The 15,749-nt window shown below is 66.6% G+C and carries 16 protein-coding genes and 1 tRNA gene; 7 read left to right on the forward strand and 10 right to left on the reverse strand.

All coding sequences use genetic code 11. The features are described 5' to 3' along the window. Positions 1 to 71 precede the first annotated feature (71 nt). Both ACWDMM_RS17480 and ACWDMM_RS17485 read left to right on the forward strand, forming a co-directional pair. The gene (locus tag ACWDMM_RS17480; RefSeq protein ID WP_449938351.1) at positions 72 to 584 is read left to right on the forward strand and encodes a uracil-DNA glycosylase; all 513 of its coding nucleotides are present in this window, start codon (positions 72 to 74) and stop codon (positions 582 to 584) included. A 227-nt stretch (positions 585 to 811) separates the two neighbouring features. Further along, positions 812 to 1,921 carry a methyltransferase gene (locus ACWDMM_RS17485; RefSeq protein ID WP_449938354.1) on the forward strand — a complete coding sequence of 370 codons (1,110 nt, stop codon included), beginning with the start codon at positions 812 to 814 and terminating at the stop codon, positions 1,919 to 1,921. A gap of 259 nt (positions 1,922 to 2,180) precedes the next feature. Here ACWDMM_RS17485 and ACWDMM_RS17490 read toward each other — a convergent pair whose 3' ends face one another. After that, entirely contained in the window at positions 2,181 to 3,065 is an 885-nt protein-coding gene (locus tag ACWDMM_RS17490; RefSeq protein WP_195080883.1) for an RNA polymerase sigma-70 factor, read from the reverse strand. 45 nt (positions 3,066 to 3,110) lie between these two features. Further along, positions 3,111 to 3,494, reverse strand: coding sequence for a DoxX family protein (locus ACWDMM_RS17495; protein WP_195081044.1), 384 nt, complete (start codon positions 3,492 to 3,494; stop codon positions 3,111 to 3,113). Between the two features lie 238 nt (positions 3,495 to 3,732). On the opposite strand from ACWDMM_RS17495, the gene ACWDMM_RS17500 reads away from it, so the two are divergent. After that, complete coding sequence (locus tag ACWDMM_RS17500; protein ID WP_195080882.1) at positions 3,733 to 4,293, forward strand: TetR/AcrR family transcriptional regulator; 561 nt, start codon at positions 3,733 to 3,735, stop codon at positions 4,291 to 4,293. A gap of 37 nt (positions 4,294 to 4,330) precedes the next feature. Here ACWDMM_RS17500 and ACWDMM_RS17505 read toward each other — a convergent pair whose 3' ends face one another. From ACWDMM_RS17505 to ACWDMM_RS17515, 3 genes are all read right to left on the reverse strand, one after another. Then, positions 4,331 to 5,452 (reverse strand): alpha/beta hydrolase, encoded by a 1,122-nt coding sequence (locus ACWDMM_RS17505; protein WP_195080881.1) that lies wholly within the window; start codon positions 5,450 to 5,452, stop codon positions 4,331 to 4,333. Positions 5,453 to 5,656: 204 nt separating this feature from the next. Continuing rightward, positions 5,657 to 6,040, reverse strand: a complete 384-nt coding sequence (locus tag ACWDMM_RS17510; RefSeq protein ID WP_449938359.1) for a DoxX family protein — start codon at positions 6,038 to 6,040, stop codon at positions 5,657 to 5,659. Between the two features lie 872 nt (positions 6,041 to 6,912). Then, positions 6,913 to 7,140, reverse strand: a complete 228-nt coding sequence (locus ACWDMM_RS17515) for a hypothetical protein (protein WP_449938361.1) — start codon at positions 7,138 to 7,140, stop codon at positions 6,913 to 6,915. 210 nt (positions 7,141 to 7,350) lie between these two features. Between ACWDMM_RS17515 and ACWDMM_RS17520 the strand changes: the two genes are divergently transcribed. Further along, positions 7,351 to 8,613, forward strand: a complete 1,263-nt coding sequence (locus ACWDMM_RS17520) for a helix-turn-helix domain-containing protein (RefSeq protein ID WP_357110494.1) — start codon at positions 7,351 to 7,353, stop codon at positions 8,611 to 8,613. Between the two features lie 6 nt (positions 8,614 to 8,619). On the opposite strand, the gene ACWDMM_RS17525 is transcribed toward ACWDMM_RS17520, so the two are convergent. The 4 genes from ACWDMM_RS17525 to ACWDMM_RS17540 form a co-directional block, all read right to left on the reverse strand. Then, on the reverse strand, positions 8,620 to 9,318 hold the full coding sequence (locus tag ACWDMM_RS17525; RefSeq protein ID WP_449938364.1) for a 2'-5' RNA ligase family protein: 699 nt from the start codon (positions 9,316 to 9,318) through the stop codon (positions 8,620 to 8,622). Positions 9,319 to 9,522: 204 nt separating this feature from the next. Continuing rightward, positions 9,523 to 9,596, reverse strand: a tRNA-Gly gene (locus tag ACWDMM_RS17530). A gap of 257 nt (positions 9,597 to 9,853) precedes the next feature. Next, entirely contained in the window at positions 9,854 to 10,561 is a 708-nt protein-coding gene (locus tag ACWDMM_RS17535; protein ID WP_449938366.1) for a phosphatase PAP2 family protein, read from the reverse strand. A gap of 123 nt (positions 10,562 to 10,684) precedes the next feature. Then, complete coding sequence (locus ACWDMM_RS17540) at positions 10,685 to 11,458, reverse strand: SDR family NAD(P)-dependent oxidoreductase (protein ID WP_039804349.1); 774 nt, start codon at positions 11,456 to 11,458, stop codon at positions 10,685 to 10,687. Positions 11,459 to 11,572: 114 nt separating this feature from the next. Here ACWDMM_RS17540 and dcd point away from each other — a divergent pair, with 114 nt between their 5' ends. Further along, positions 11,573 to 12,172: a dCTP deaminase gene (gene dcd, locus ACWDMM_RS17545; protein WP_067796475.1), complete on the forward strand. Its 600-nt coding sequence runs from the start codon at positions 11,573 to 11,575 to the stop codon at positions 12,170 to 12,172. A 79-nt stretch (positions 12,173 to 12,251) separates the two neighbouring features. Here the strand turns inward: dcd and ACWDMM_RS17550 are convergent, their stop codons facing one another. Further along, complete coding sequence (locus ACWDMM_RS17550; protein WP_195080874.1) at positions 12,252 to 12,701, reverse strand: hypothetical protein; 450 nt, start codon at positions 12,699 to 12,701, stop codon at positions 12,252 to 12,254. A gap of 560 nt (positions 12,702 to 13,261) precedes the next feature. On the opposite strand from ACWDMM_RS17550, the gene ACWDMM_RS17555 reads away from it, so the two are divergent. Both ACWDMM_RS17555 and ACWDMM_RS17560 read left to right on the forward strand, forming a co-directional pair. Further along, on the forward strand, positions 13,262 to 14,269 hold the full coding sequence (locus ACWDMM_RS17555) for a tetratricopeptide repeat protein (RefSeq protein ID WP_323124684.1): 1,008 nt from the start codon (positions 13,262 to 13,264) through the stop codon (positions 14,267 to 14,269). Positions 14,270 to 14,370: 101 nt separating this feature from the next. Continuing rightward, positions 14,371 to 15,624, forward strand: coding sequence for a pyridoxal phosphate-dependent aminotransferase (locus ACWDMM_RS17560; RefSeq protein WP_195080872.1), 1,254 nt, complete (start codon positions 14,371 to 14,373; stop codon positions 15,622 to 15,624). Positions 15,625 to 15,749 lie beyond the last annotated feature (125 nt).

A 15,749-nucleotide genomic window follows, 5' to 3' on the forward strand; every position in this document is an offset into this window, starting at 1 on the left:
TGAAACAGGAGCGAATTCGGAGAGAACGTGCCGCCGCACTCGGAGCGCCGCACGTTCGCGAGCTCAATCAGTTGATCGATCGCATCGGAGCGGATACCGGGTTCGGAAATCTGCCCTACATAGATCCGCTGTTCGGTGGCGTCGCGGCCGAGTTATTGTTCGTGCTCAAAGCGCCGGAGGGTGACGCGAGTCCCGATATCACCGGCAAACGGTTTCTGAGCTGGGACAACGACGATGCCGGTGCGGAGAATTTCTTCCGCACCTGCGACGAATACGGTCTCGACCGTCGGCGCTGCACCGCCTGGAACGCCTGCCCGTTTCCGATCGAGGGTAAGTCGCCCTCACGGTTCGAACTCGGTAGGGCCGAGCCGTACACACGTCGAATGCTCGGGCTGCTTCCACAGCTGCGAGTCGTCGTACTACTCGGCCGTCCGGCACAGCATGCCTGGAAGCGGATGTCTTTGATCAAACCGGACATCCATCTGGTGTGCGGAGCCTCGCCATCTCCGCCTGGCATCAACGATCCAGACAATCGCAGCAGATTCGAAGCGGCGATCCACACGGCCGTCCGGTTGCTCGACTGATGGCGCGGACGTTGCTCCGGCGGTCGCCGCTGTGCGAGGATCATGCGTCTTCCACGGAAAGGTCCACCATGACGCTCGGGATGGTTCTCGGTGATTTCCCGCGCACTTCGGCGCGGGCGTAGACAGGCGACCTACTGACTCCTGTGCGATAGCCGCACAGGTCTTTCGCGACTCCGCGTCGAAGTGCTCTTCGTGCCCTTTGCACGTTCGATCACGAGGAGTACGCGGTGTCCACCGTTTCCTGGACCGAGGACAACACCTGCCCGACCGCCCGCTGGCATTCCGAAAATGGCACGCTGCCACCCCGTTTTATCGTGGTGGTGGACGACTCGACGACCGCTGACGCGGCTTGCCGATCGGCGCGAGCGGGAACCGGCTTGCTGTGGCGTGGCGATTTCCACAACGCTCGGCAACTGCTGCGGGCGATGGGGCGACGGGTCGAGCGGAAAGTCGCGCCGGGTGGTGATCCGGCCGAGGCGTTCCGGCGGTATCGCGCGTCGCGTCGCAGGCGCGCGCACGTGCTCGGCAAGTTGCTCGTGGTTCTGGAAGACGATTATTCGCTGGCGTTGCGGCGCGCTCCCGACGTGCGGCGCGCGTGCACCGAGGCATACGGCGCGCCGCACGGACGCATGGTGGTCGCGCTCACCGAGTTGCTCGGCGTGCTGGGTGCGGCGCAATGGCGGGAGAAAGGCGTGTACGTGCCCGCCCTCAGGGAGCGGATTCATCCGCACTACGGCGTGTTCTCCCCGGTCCGCGGCGAGTACGTCGATCTGGTCGCGTCCGCGCCGCTACCCGCGCGGGTGGACAGCGCCTTCGATCTCGGTACGGGCACCGGCGTGCTCGCGGCCATCCTGGGCCGTCGTGGATTCCGGCGAATCATCGCCACGGACAACAATCCTCGCGCGCTGAGCTGTGCCCGCGCCAACCTCGATCGGCTGGGCCTGTCATCCGTCGCCGTGCATGGCCCGGCTCTCTTCCCGGATGGCAAGGCCGACCTCGTGGTGTGCAACCCTCCTTGGCTCCCTGGCACGCCTACCTCAGTCCTCGAAAGCGGTGTCTACGACGAGAACTCGTCCATGCTGCACGCCTTCCTCTCCGGCCTCCGCGCCCACTTGCGCCCCGGCGGCGAAGGCTGGCTGATCCTGTCCGACCTTCCCGAACATCTCGGCTTACGTCCCGTGGGCGCTCTCCGCGACCGCATCTCCGCCGCCGGCCTCCGCATCACCGCCCAACTGACCACCCATCCCACCCACCACCGAGCCCGTAACCCCAGCTCCCCCCTCCACAGCGCCCGCACCCGCGAGACCACCTCCCTGTACCGCCTGACCCCTAGTTGAGAGGCACAGACGGAGAGGGCACTCGCGATGCCCCGACCAAGCGTCGCGGCGATGTGCGCCCGCGCCGCGCTATGAGCATCGGCGTGGACGCGCCATCCTCGGTGGCGTTGGTGAGCCTGTGCCGGAGTTGGTGCAGCGTGAACGGCCGCGCTGCGTTCCCACGCTGTGATGCTCGAGCAGCGCGGCCGCGCGCCGCGCCGGCCGGTCGACGGATCGATGTCGCCGAGAGCCACCGAGGGTTTCGGTCGCCGACCGGTGTTCAGCGCAAGGTGAAAGGGGTCTCGGAGGCGACGCGGGTCAGTTTTTCCGGGTTGCGGACGAAGTAGAGGCCGGTGATGTGGTCCTCTTCGATGTGGAAGGCCATGATGCCGTCGAGTACGCCGTCGAGGCTCAGTGCCAGTGCGGGGTGTCCGTTGATCAGGATGGTTTCGCAACTGAGTTCGGCTCGGACCTTGCCGGTGCCGCCGGTGATGTAGCGGACGACCTTCTCGGCGCCGATCACGGGCTGTAGTGCGGCGCGCTTGATGCCGCCGCCGTCGCTCATGAGGACCACGTGCGGGGCGAGCACGTCGAGCAGGCCTTGTGGATCTCCGGATTCGAGCGCGCGCTGGAACGCTTCCACCGATGCGCGGGCCTGGCTGGGCGATACCACCGAACGCGGGCGGCGGGCCTCGACATGGCGGCGGGCGCGGTGCGCGATCTGGCGCGCGGTCGGCGGGGTCTTGCCGACCGCGGCCGCGATCTCGTCGTAGGTGAGGTCGAAGACCTCGCGCAACACGAAAACAGCGCGTTCGGTGGGCGAAAGCGTCTCGAGGACGAGCATCATCGCCATCGACATGTTCTCGGCGAGCTCGACGTGCTCGGCCACGTCGGGTGTGGTGAGGATCGGCTCGGGCAGCCAGGGGCCGACATACGACTCCCGGCGGCGCTTCATCGTGCGAAGCCTGTTGAGCGACTGGCGGGTGACTATCCGGACCAGATAGGCGCGTTCGTCGCTCACCTGCTCTAGATCGGCCTTCACCCATCGCAGCCAGGCCTCTTGCAAAACGTCCTCGGCGTCGGCGGCCGAACCGAGCATCTCGTAGGCGACGGTGAACAGCAGGTCGCGGTGAGCGACGAAAATCTCGGTCGCATGATCGCTCATCTTCTCGACCCTTCCCTGGGAGTTGGCTGCGTTGGATCCGGGCCGTCAGCTCGTGAAAGGTTCGAGGGCGAACCGACCCCACGCGATGAACACCGCCACCGCGAGGTACACCGAGTTCAGCACGACGAACTTGTACTCCCCCAGCCGGCCGTGCGTGATCATCGCGCCGACCATGAGCCCGACCCAGCACACGGCCGTGACCGGCACCATTACCGGGGCGATGCCGAGCACGGCGGGCAGGGTCAAACCGACCGCCGCCAAAATCTGCAAGACGCCCAGACCCTTGACGAAGCCGTCCCCGGCACTCGCCGTCCATTCCCCGCCAGGCGACGCGGCAAGCTTTTCCCGCGGAACGAACGCCTTGGTGATACCGCCGAAGAGGGCGAGCGCGGCCAACAGTGCCGTAGCGATCCACAGTGCGATGTTCATCGGAATCTCCTCCGTCTCTGATGTGTCGGCCAGAAGACACCGCGCAAGCGAACGTTGTGACAACCCGGTGACCCAGATCACTCTCCGGATGGGTGGCCGCATCCGGCGCCGTGTTGAGCGGCACATGACGGAGGGGATACTCGCGATTCGCCTCAACCATGCGCCACTCGATGGCGAGGGCAGTTCTTGGAGGCTGGTCAAGATAGCATCAGGGCCTGGCACTAGATCAGGACTGGAGATGCCTCGCAACAGACGTCCGCAGGATCGGGAAGAGAAGCGCGCGGAGATCGTGGTGGCTGCTCGGCGGTTGTTCGTCGAGGAGGGATACGACGCGGCATCGATGGCGCGGATCGCCCGCGACGCCGGAGTGGTGTCGAACACGCTGTACTGGTACTTCCGGGACAAGGACGCGGTATTGATCGCGGTCTTGGACGCGGTCCTGGCCGACTCGATGGCCTCCTACAGCGAAATGCTCGGCTCGGGGCTGGCTGATCGGCTGTTGTGGCTGGTCGAGGAATTGGAGCAACTGGGCCGGTTGGTCAGCACGGTGCACATGCGCGCCAAGGAGTCCGCGTCCATTCAGGAATGGCACGAGCAGTTCCATGCGCTGGCCGAGGGATTGTTCCGGGCAGAGCTGATCGAGCTCGGCGTGCCCGCTGACGAACTGGATCCGCTGGTCGCGATCGGCGTTTTCGTTGTCGAAGGCTTGCTGACGCATCCGACGGAGCAGGCCCAGCGGCGCGCGGTGCTCGAGACGTTGCTGAACAGCGCTAGCAGTCTGGCCGCAGCCGCCGACTGACTGCCCGCTCTCCGCACGTCCACCAGCCAGGGGCGACCTACTGCGTGTTGTGTGCGGTGTTGTCGAACTGTGTTGCCAGGAAATGGAGTTGGTCACGCACGGCGCGTTCGAAGTGCTCGCCCAAGTAGATGCCGAAGTGGTCGCAGGGGTAGTTCTGGACGTGCACGTGTGCCAGGCCCTGCGCGCGGCGCTTCGTGGTCTTCGCGGGCGCGGCCGCGTCGTTGTCGCAGACACACAGCAGCGTCGGAGTGCTGAAGCGAGCCAGCGCGCGACCGGGCCGATCGAGCGGGAGGTGCAGCACCAGCCGTGCGGCCAGGGCGTTGGCGGCATCGAATTGATCATCCGGGCCGCGCAATACACCCCATATGCTGTCGCGACCGACACCGGTCACGGGTTCTTCCCCACCGTCGATTTCGGTCAGCTCGATGTTCTTCGACACCTGAGCCCGCACCGACGGCAGCCGTTTCAACAACGCGCTGGTGCGCCGCGAGAGCCGGGTCCCCGCGGGCAGGAGTGCGGAAGCGCCGGCGAGAGCGTCGGGTGAGGCCACGAACGCGGGCATCCAGGACGTCCCCGCCATCGGCAACAGGATCGGCTTCGCGCCGAACCAGGAACCGACCGTGTCGAGGATGCCTGCCACTGTCAGCGCTACCACGCTCAGCGGGCCGGTCCGGATCCGCGAGCGCAACGACGCCGGTCCGTCGGTGAAGGGGCACTGGGCCACGACCGCCGCGATTCGGGTGTCTTCAGAGGCGACCTGAAGGACATGTCCGCCGCCGAAAGAGCTGCCCCACAACGCGATCCGGTCGACATCGACCTCCGGAAGTGTGCGTGCGAAGGCCAGGGCGGCATGCCAATCGGCGCGTTGCCGACCGATATCGAGGAGCTGGCGCGGTGCTCCGCCGCTGGCACCGAGGTGACGGTAGTCGAACACCAGCACCGACCACCCCGCGTCGGCGAACCGTTCCGCGTAGGCATCCAGGCGCATCTCCCGCACCGCCCCGAGTCCGTGCCCCATGATCACCATCGGACGCGGGCCGTTCAGGTCAGGCGCGGTGTACAACCATGCGGCGCACTCGTCCTGGCCGGAGGTGAACGAGACCTCACGCCGCCGCACCGCTACCGCCTGGCGCCGATCGGCCGGCCCACTGATTTCCATGACTCGCGTCCTCCCGCTTCACCACCACTCTTCTTGGACGCCATCCAAGAAGTGGATGGCGGTTACGGTAAAGACTTCTTGGACGTCAGTCAAGAAGGCGGCGCGGGTCACAGCAGGTCGAGGTGGGCGACGAACGTGTCGGTCTCCTGGTCGCTCATCTTCTCGACCCTTCTCTCGAGAGTTGGCTTCGCTCGATTCGAGCGGTCAGCTCGTGAGAGGCTCGATGGCGAACCGGCCCCACGCGATGAACACCGCCACCGCGAGGTACACCGAGTTCAGCACGACGAACTTGTACTCCCCCAGCCGGCCGTGCGTGATCATCGCGCCGACCATGAGCCCGACCCAGCACACGGCCGTGACCGGCACCATTACCGGGGCGATGTCGAGCACGGTGGGCAGGATCAGCCCGGCCGCCGCCAGAATCTGCAGAACTCCCAGGCTTTTGACGAAGCCGTCGCCCGCAGCCGCGGTCCATTCCCCGCCAGGCGACGCGGCAAGCTTCTCCCGGGGAACGAACGCTTTGGTGATACCGCCGAAGAGGGCGAGCGCGGCCGACAGTGCCGTAGCGATCCACAGTGCGATGTTCATCGGATCCTCCGTTTCTAGCGTGTCGGCCAAAAGGCACCGCGCGAGCGAACACTGTGACAAGACAGTGACCTAAATCACTCTCTAGAGGGAATGTGTCAGGTCGATCCCGCGCCGTCGGACGGACCTTCGCGAGGACGATGCGGCCACACCGAAACTGTGGCCAGCGGCATCAGGGGCATGCCGCCGACGGGTCCTCTGGCTAGCGTGACGGGTGATCCCCCTCGCGGCACAGAAGTTTGTCAGATGAACCGAACGACGTTGAAAGTAATTGCCGCGTGGCCTTTTCCCTTGCCGCAGTTGCAGGCCCGGCAAACGCCGCTGTTACGCCCAGCGGAATACCTCTGGAGCCCATGTCGAGCCCAGAATCGGCTCACGTCGGCGCCCAGGCGACTCCTGTCGGCGTGTCTCCGGGCTCGAGCGACGAAAAGTCGTTGGTCCGCCTCGTGCACGCCCTGTCCAGCGGCGCCGTCTACTGCCTGTAACCCCGGTCATCGAGTGGCACATGACCGAGAGGTCTACTCGCGATTCGCCGCAACCATGTGCCACTCGACTGATGGGTGCCTACCTTTGCCGCGAGGCGTCCGGCCGGATCCTGCCCGCATCGATGAGTGCTTGCCAGGCGGCCTGCTTCCGGCGGCACACGGTGATATCGCAGCTTCGGTGCCGCTGCATCGTCATGTGCGCCTCTGCCACGTCGGAGGTATCGCGCAGGCAACCCGCAGCCCACGATCTGTCGCCTGTGCGTGGTGCGGCGACACGCGCCTCCATGGTCTCGTGGTCCGAGGGAACCTGCCACCACAGCGAGGCCGCGACTACTGGGACCATCACCAGGAGCGCGGCGCCGATGCCGATTGCGAAAGTGACCCACCCGTTCATTCGGCATCCCCCTCGTAGAACTCCGGTGCTCCGAAAACCGGACCAGCGACCCTGAATTCATCGCCTGGCGTACCGTTCTCGTCGACGAATACCCAGGTATGTGGTTTGTCCACAGCCATCCACAGGGGTCCCTCCGTCCTTGCGATGGCGAGCTTGGCGGCATCGTCGGCGGAGAAGGCGGCGCGCACGGCTTTGAGATCAAGGGAATCGTCCTTCGCGGTCATACCGTCCTCGCTGCTGGAAATAGTTGGTGTGCACCCGACGCCGAGGCTCTCGCCATCGGCTGGCGTTTCGGTGCCCCCGACGGACCGGCATCACCCGGCGTCGGCGCTTACCGGTACTTTCCAGCGGAAATATGGCTGATTGAAGCCATGCGACTACTACGGAAGGCCTACGCTGACGTTCACGGACGGACACACAGATGGGCAGATCAGATGATCGTGACCAAGTGGACGGGGGTCGAGGTTCGTGCTCTACGCACTGCGGCGTTGCGTGTCAGCCAGCCGGAGTTCGCCGAGATCCTCGGGTTCACTGTTGCGGCGGTACGCAAGTGGGAGACGCGGCGCGAAACTATCGAGCTGTCAGGCAAGTACGCCGCGGCAATGGACACGATGCTCGATCGGCTCACCGATTCCGAGCGGGCACGGTTCGAAGCCGCGCTCACGCCGGGGCCGTGTGCCGCGAGCATGCGGACAGTCGCCGATACCTTCGAGAGTCCTACGGATATCGCGCGGCGGGTACAGGGTCTTACCGAACTCGAGTCCGACGGCGATGCACTCGACATCCTGACGTTGGCAGTCGATAACGTCGTACATCGCTACGAGTTCGAAGGACCGCGCCGACTGGCGCCGGAGGCGATCGCAGCACGCCATCAGGTCGAGGTGATGCTCGGTCAGCGCCGACACCCCGCCCAGCTTCGTGCGCTCTACTCCATTGCAGGCCGCCTGTCCGGTGTGCTCGGGTACATGGCGGTCAACCGTGGACGATTCGGACACGCCCGAATGTATTGCCGTGAAGCGTTCGCCATCGGCCAGCTGCTGGGCGACACCGATCTACAGGCATGGGTGAAAGGCACCGAGAGTTTCTGTGCCTACTATCAAGGTGACTACGCGGCGGCGGTCCGGGCGGCCTATGAGGGGCTGGACTTGGCAGACGGTGGACCACAATCGGTTCGCCTGTACTCGAACGGCCTTGCTCGCGCTCTCGGCAAGGTGGGGGACTCGGCTGGCGTCGCCGGCGCGATCGACGCCGCGACCACCACGGCTGCCGCGCTCGACACGGGCCCCGGCCTCACGCCCGCCCTGACTTTCGCTCCGTACGGCCAGGCGCGGCTTATGGCAAACGCTGCGACCGCGTTCCTTTCGGCGGGCGAGTATCAGCGCTGCCTCGAGTACGGCCAGCAGGTCGAAGACCGAGTAGCCGAGTCGGACTCGGTATGGAGCCGATCTCTGGTGCGTCTCGACATGGCGGCAGCGATGCTCGGCGCCGGTCGCCGTCGTGATGTCGAGCGGGCCGCGCAACTCGGAGTGGAGGCGCTCGATGCGTCCAGTGATCGCCCGATCCGCTCGGTCTGGCAGCGGGCGCATGAGCTCGGGGCAATTATCGGAGCGATCCGCGCACGTGGTTCGGACGAATACCTCGGCTCGTTGCTTGAGTGGTCGTCCTCCGCGCGGGATTTCTCCGCGCCGGAAGGGTAGCCGCTTTCAGAGCGCGAGCACGGCGCGGTCGGTCCAGCGATACCGGCGGCCGTCGCGGCGCAGCTCGACGAGTTCGACCCTGCTGACGCGCACGGTGACCGGTGGCAGATCCCGCAGCGCGGCCACGTCGGCGATCAGCGCCGCAGGGTCCCGGGGTCGGTTGAGGTAGCCGATTCCGACGTGCGGCCGGAAGTCGGTCGTCTCGGCGAGGCGACTCGTCGGCCGGTGTGCGGCGGTCGCCACGCGAAGCGCGTCGTGCAACGCGAGTAGGTTGTGCCACGGGGCGACCGAGAACCGCAGCGCACTGGCGGATCCGGTCAGCGGCCCGACCTCGACATCGAACGGCGTGACACCAGCGAGCCGTGCACGTGCGGCATCCGCGATACCCGTGAGCTGTTCGCCGGATACCTCGCCGACCTTGCCGACACTCAGGAGCGTCATGTGCAGAGCGTCGAGGGGAACCAGGTCGATCCCATCGTCGGCGAGAGTCTTCTGACATCGCTCGGCGAGATCGGTCAGCGCGGGATCGTCGAAAGTGAGATACCAGTAGTAACCGGACTGACCGGGCGCCCATGACTTCAGGGTCCAGTGGTCGTGCAAGTTCCTGAGTTGCCGGAACGCAACCCAGTCGTTGGACCGAATGGCCGCCGCATCGGACGTCGATGCGGGCCGCAGCAACGGGAATGGGCGCTGGGTAGAAACCACGCGGTGAGTGTACGGACGCGCGACCTAGCCCGTCCGACAATAAACCCGCCGCACCTACCCATTCAGCACGATCCATTCGCCCTCTACCGCAACGACCCCGTTGAGTGGCACATGACGGAGGGGTCCACTCGTGATTCGCCTCAGCCATGTGCCACTCGAGGACGAAAGGCCCTGGGGCGGCGGGTGCCGGTCCAGGGCCTTCGGTGGAGCCGATGACGGGAATCGAACCCGCGCTGTCTGCTTGGGAAGCAGAAGTTCTACCATTGAACTACATCGGCAGTCGTATCGAGACTTTAGCAGATGGTGCCTACGCGTGGTAAAAGTCCTGATAGACGGTCGTGACCAGGGCTGATGTCCTTCGTTTAGGACCAGGACGTCGACGAGAGTTGATCTTGCGTTCCGGGGCTTTCAGGGGCGTTCGGACGCGATCCTCACAATCCTCACAAAATCGAGCGCGGAGACTCCCAGATTGCGGACTCCTGAGCGAGGGCAACGCGGGCAGTAGCGGCAGGGTGCGGCCTCTGGCGGTGGCCGACTACGGCCGAGGAAGAGATGTCGCGGCCCGGTCCGACTTCCTGCTCGGCAGGTGGTCCCCGGCCGCGCCCCGGCTGACGGGTACCAAATACCGATACACGGTCAAGCAGAAGATGAGCCACAGCGCCCCGAAGCACCAGCCGCCGAGGACGTCGGTCGCCCAGTGGACGCCGAGGTAGATCCGCGACAGGCCGACCGCGAGGACGAACAGCGCGGCGGCGATCGCGGTCCAGGCGCGCAGGGCGGGGGCGTGGATGCCGGGGAGCGCGACCGCGAGGACGATGCCGACCACGACGAACGAGCCCATGCTGTGCCCGGAGGGATACGCCTGGTTGGACACGCTGATCAGGTGTTCCTCGACGGGCGGGCGCTCTCGGTCGGTCAGTCGCTTGCCGCCGCGCACGAGTAGGCCGCCGCCGAGCCCGGTGATCGCGACGAGAGCGGCGGCCGTCCAGCGCCGCCGCCAGGACAGGACCAGGCAGGTGACGGTGGCCAGGGCGGTCATGGCGAGCGTGCCGCCCAGCAGGCTGATCGTCACCGCTGGCGGAGTCAGCGTGCCGTTGCGGTGGGCGACGGCCCAATCGGTGATGCCGCGATCGAATCCGCCGGGACCGCGATTCCCGACCACACCTGCCGTGAGAGCTGCGGCGCACACCACCAGCAACGCGGTGAGCACCCAGATGACGTTGCGAATGCGAAGGGAGGTCACCATTCCACAGTCCCACTTCCGACGCTGGAGGGTAGCCCAGGCCGTTCCCAGCTGGGACGACACCGCGAGCGTCGTCTCGGACACCACTGGCGGGGAGGTGAACGACCGGCGGCCGCCGCCGAGTCAGAACTTGCTGTAACCGCCGTCGATCAGCAGAGTGTCGCCGGTGTGGTAGGCGCTGGCGGGGCTGGCGAGGTAGACGGCGACGGATTCGAAATCGCTCGGCAGGCCCCAGCGGCGAACCGGGATTCTCGGGTGGACGCGTTCGCGGAAGCGGTCCCAGGCGAAGGCGTCCTCGGTCATCGGCGTCTCGACCCAGCCGGGCAGCACCGAGTTCGCGCGGATGCCGTGCTTGGCCAGCTCCACCGCGATCGAGTTGACCATGGCGATCAGCCCCGCCTTGCTGGCCGCGTAGGACTGCCCGCGCGGAACGCCCTGCTGGGCGGCGAGGCTCGCGGTGGCGACCAGGCTGCCGCCTTCACCCTGGGCGAGCATCGCCTTCGCCGCTTCGCGCAGCGTCACGAACGCCGCGTCGAGGTTGAGCGAGGTGACCCGGCGGAATTCCGCGAGATCGGTCTCCACGAAGGGGATGAACCCTTGGCTGACACCGGCGTTCACGAAGCAGGAGTCGATGCGGCCGAGTTCGGCGGCCGCGCGGCCGATGGTGTCGATCACCTGCTGTTCCTCGCCGACGTCGCAGCTCAGCGCGAGCACCCGCCCGCCGAAGGCGCGCAATTCGGCGGCGGCGGCCTCGTTGCGTTCGGTGTTGCGGCCGACCACACAGACATCGGCGCCGGCTCGCGCGAGCCCACGGGCGAACCCGAGACCGATGCCGGAATTACCCCCGGTGACGACGGCGACGTGGCCGGTCAGGTCGAACAGCGAGCCCTCGGTCATATGGTCCATCCCTTCGCTCACGGGCGGCGGCGCCCGAATGAATGCGAGGATATCGGTCTCTCCATATCACTGTGCGGCTGAGGAGCCCCGTCGAGCAGGCGCTACGCTCGTCGCGTGCTGCTTTCCGATCGTGACATCCGCGCGGAGATCGCCGCTGGGCGTCTCGGCGTCGAGCCGCTGCTGGAGAACCTGATCCAGCCCTCGAGCATCGACGTGCGCTTGGACCGGATGTTCCGGGTCTTCAACAACACCCGCTACACCCACATCGATCCGGCGCAGCAGCAGGACGAGCTCACCAGTCTGGTCGAGCCTGCCGAGGGCGAGCCGTTCGTGCTGCACCCCGGCGAATTCGTGCTCGGCTCCACCCTCGAGGTCTGCACCCTGCCGGACGACCTGGCCGGACGGTTGGAGGGCAAGTCCAGCCTCGGCCGCTTGGGCCTGCTGACCCACTCGACCGCGGGTTTCATCGATCCCGGCTTCAGCGGGCACATCACGCTGGAGCTGTCCAACGTGGCCAATCTGCCGATCACGCTGTGGCCGGGCATGAAGATCGGCCAGTTGTGCCTGCTCAGACTGACCAGCCCGGCCGAGCACCCGTACGGCAGCGCCGTGGCCGGCTCGAAGTACCAGGGTCAGCGCGGACCGACTCCGTCGCGGTCCTACCTCAACTTCCCGATTCCGGCCGCCGCGATCGACGCCGCCGAATCACGCTGACGCCGCCGGGTCCGCTTCGTCGACTGTGGGGGAGAAGCGGACCCGGCGGACGGCAGCGGGGAACTGACCGCGGAGGTGATCAGTCCCCGCCGCCCGCTCCCACCGCGAGCGCCGTTGTGAGGATGACGGACAGCGGTGGAAGCGTGTCACCGCGGCTCGGCGGGCTGACCCAGTAGCACCCTTCCCGGGTCCAGCGGCCGAGGCCGGTCGGCAACATCACGGCGCTGCCGACGGCGGGCAGGCCGATATCGAGCCGATTGAGCGCCTCGAGCACCTGTGGTCCCGGTCGGCTGTCGGGCTCGGCGAGGAAACTCCATCGGATCTGCCTGGCCAACATGGGACCCCTCGTTCCCTGTTGTTCCAGTGCGACGCGCACCTTTTCGGCACGTGCGGTCGGCAGGTGGACGACGCAAACGCGACCGGTGATCGGCAGCATGGCGAAACCGCCACGCTCGGTGACCGGCAGTCCGAACTCGTGCCGATAGAACGCCACCCAATCGTCCACGGTCCTGAGTTTCTCGACATTCACGGCGAACTCCTTGCCTTCCGCCTCAATGGTCCCGGCTCGCCGCATGATTCGGCATCCCCCGCCCGCCCGCCTTCCGCTGCCCTTCCGCTGCCTTTGATGCGGGCCGTATTTCACCTGTGGCCCCGCTCACAAACCGCTCGTACTCTGGTAGGAGTTCGTTCGGAAGGGATGACACCGTGGTCACGCATTGGTCAGGCAAAGAGGCCCGTGCCCTTCGCGATGCCAAGCGGATGAGCATCAGGGAATTCGCCGCCCATCTGGGTGTGCACGAACGCTTGGTGTCGAAGTGGGAAGCCGGAGGCGTCCGGGTCCATCCACGACCGATCAACCAAGCCGCTCTGGATACCTCACTGGCCAGGTCCGACGATGTGGTGCGGGCGCGGTTCGCGGCACTGATCGATCGGCCCGCGATCGATCGAGCCGTCCCGCCGGGTTTCGATGCGCAGACCGACGCCTCGGCGCGCGTTCACTATTCGAGCGACGCGGACCTTTTGGCTCTCATAGACGCCGGTGCGATGAGAGGTGCTGCGTTGGCAGCGATTTCGGAGAGGGATCTGATCATGGCGGCTGCCCACGAGGCCAGCGAGCACGCCGGCAAGGCCGAGAGCACCAATGTCGGTGCGAGCACGTTGGAACAGCTCGACGCGGATGTCGTGCGCATCGCGAACGATTACGTGCGCATCCCGCCGGTTCCGATGATGGTGGAAATGGTGCGGGTGCGGCGGCGGGTGTACCGGTTGCTGGAAGGCCATCAGCGGCCCGCCGACACCGGGCATCTGTATCTGTTGGCGGGCACGCTCTCGGGCCTGCTCGCCAACGCGAGTACCGACCTCGGCTACTACGACGCGGCGGGCGAGCAGGTCCGCGCGGCATGGGCCTACGCGGAGTTGTGCGGGCACAACGGACTTCGGGCCTGGACCCGCGGCATGCACGCGCTGATCGAATACTGGTCGCAGCGGCCGCGCCGGGCGGTCCAGCTCGCCCAGAGCGGGCAGGAGTTCGCCGAATCCGCGACCGCGCAGGTGCGGCTGCTCAATATCGAGGCGCGCATCTGGTCGGCGCTCGGCAGCGCCGCCGACACCGATCGCTGCGTCCGAGCGGCGGGCGACGCCCGCGAGATCGCCGCCACCGACACCCTGCACGACGAGGTGGGCGGCGTCTTCGGGTTCAACGACGCCAAGGCCAACTACTACGCCGGCGCCACCTACATCCACCTCGGTCAGGCCGAGCCCGCGCTCAGCGCCACCCAGCGGGCCATCGAGCTGTACTCCAACGGACCGTCCGAACAGCGCTCCTACGGCGCGGAAGCGCTCGCCAGGGTGGACTGCGCGGCCGCGCACCTGATCAACGGCAGCCTGGACGGCGCGGCCGAGGCGCTGCAACCGGTGCTCGGGCTCGACGAGGACAAGCGCATCGCGCAGCTCGAGGAGCGGTTGACCGGTGTGCGCAGGCGGATCGCGGCCCCGGCCTTCCGCGACTCGGTCGAGGCGCGCCGGTTGGACGAGCGGATCGAGGAATTCTGCGGCTCGACGGCGGCCAAGGGCATCCCACCCGTCGGTCCCCACTGAGTGACGCGTCACACCCGGCGGGGGCCGTCGCCGCCGTCGGGGGCGTGGCGGCCCGATCGGAGCTCGGCCAGGCGATTTATCCAGTTGCGACGGATGGCACCATGGGACGGGTGAGTCCTCATCATCCGCACCGCCCCCCGCGTGTTCTGGAGCAGTCCACGAAGCTGCAGAACGTCGTCTACGAGATCCGTGGACCGGTACACGCGCACGCGGCACGGCTGGAGGCCGAGGGCCACCGCATCCTCAAGCTCAATATCGGCAACCCCGCCCCGTTCGGGTTCGAGGCGCCCGACGTGATCATGCGCGACATCATCGCGGCGCTCCCGTACGCCCAGGGCTACTCCGAGTCCAAGGGCATCCTCTCGGCGCGGCGCGCGATCGTGACCCGCTACGAACTCGTGCCCGGTTTCCCCGAGCTGGATGTGGACGACGTCTACCTCGGCAACGGCGTCTCCGAGCTGATCACCATCACCATGCAGGCCCTGCTGGACAACGGCGACGAGGTGCTGATCCCCGCGCCGGACTACCCGCTGTGGACCGCGATGACCAGCCTGGCCGGCGGTACGCCGGTGCACTACCTGTGTGACGAGGCCAACGGCTGGCAGCCCGACATCGCCGACATCGAATCGAAGATCACCGACAAGACCAAAGCGCTGCTGGTGATCAATCCGAACAACCCCACCGGCGCGGTGTACTCCGCCGAAGTGCTCCAGCAGATCGCCGACCTGGCGCGCAAGCACCAGTTGCTGCTGCTCGCCGACGAGATCTACGACAAGATCCTCTACGACGACGCCAAGCACATCTCGCTGGCCACGGTGGCGCCCGACCTGCTGTGCCTGACCTTCAACGGGCTGTCCAAGGCCTACCGGGTCGCCGGCTATCGGTCGGGCTGGCTGGCGATCACCGGGCCGAAGGAGCACGCGGCCGGGTTCCTGGAGGGCATCGATCTGCTCGCCTCCTCGCGGTTGTGTCCGAACGTGCCCGCGCAGCACGCCATTCAGGTCGCGCTCGGCGGTCATCAGAGCATCGAGGACCTGATCCTGCCCGGCGGGCGGCTGCTCGAACAGCGCGACGTCGCCTGGGAGCGGCTGAACATGATCCCCGGCGTGTCCTGTGTGAAGCCGAAGGGCGCGCTCTACGCGTTCCCGCGGCTCGATCCGAACGTGTACGAGATCTACGACGACTCGAAGCTGATCCTGGATCTGCTGTTGCAGGAGAAGATCCTGATGGTGCAGGGCACCGGCTTCAACTGGCCGGACCACGACCACCTGCGGATCGTCACGCTGCCATGGGCCAGGGATCTCGCGGTCGCGATCGAACGTTTCGGCAACTTCCTGTCCAGCTATCGCCAATAGTGGGAAGGGCGGCGGCGGTCAATATAATCGCCCCGCTTCCGGCCTGGAAACAAACTCGACGTACGGATACCTGTCGGATTTGGCGACTGGCTAGCGCAAAAGAAGTACTTTTGTGTACAGTGGTC

Source organism: Nocardia sp. NPDC003726 (genome assembly GCF_053586955.1).

Excerpts from the sequence above, each read along its gene's own strand:
- ACWDMM_RS17490 (WP_195080883.1), bottom strand. The coding sequence starts at position 3,065 with ATGAGCGATCATGCGACCGAGATTTTCGTCGCTCACCGCGACCTGCTG.
- ACWDMM_RS17495 (WP_195081044.1), bottom strand. The coding sequence starts at position 3,494 with ATGAACATCGCACTGTGGATCGCTACGGCACTGTTGGCCGCGCTCGCC.
- ACWDMM_RS17500 (WP_195080882.1), top strand. The coding sequence starts at position 3,733 with ATGCCTCGCAACAGACGTCCGCAGGATCGGGAAGAGAAGCGCGCGGAG.
- ACWDMM_RS17505 (WP_195080881.1), bottom strand. The coding sequence starts at position 5,452 with ATGGAAATCAGTGGGCCGGCCGATCGGCGCCAGGCGGTAGCGGTGCGG.
- ACWDMM_RS17510 (WP_449938359.1), bottom strand. The coding sequence starts at position 6,040 with ATGAACATCGCACTGTGGATCGCTACGGCACTGTCGGCCGCGCTCGCC.
- ACWDMM_RS17515 (WP_449938361.1), bottom strand. The coding sequence starts at position 7,140 with ATGACCGCGAAGGACGATTCCCTTGATCTCAAAGCCGTGCGCGCCGCC.
- ACWDMM_RS17520 (WP_357110494.1), top strand. The coding sequence starts at position 7,351 with ATGATCGTGACCAAGTGGACGGGGGTCGAGGTTCGTGCTCTACGCACT.
- ACWDMM_RS17540 (WP_039804349.1), bottom strand. The coding sequence starts at position 11,458 with ATGACCGAGGGCTCGCTGTTCGACCTGACCGGCCACGTCGCCGTCGTC.
- ACWDMM_RS17555 (WP_323124684.1), top strand. The coding sequence starts at position 13,262 with ATGGCGGCTGCCCACGAGGCCAGCGAGCACGCCGGCAAGGCCGAGAGC.
- ACWDMM_RS17560 (WP_195080872.1), top strand. The coding sequence starts at position 14,371 with ATGGGACGGGTGAGTCCTCATCATCCGCACCGCCCCCCGCGTGTTCTG.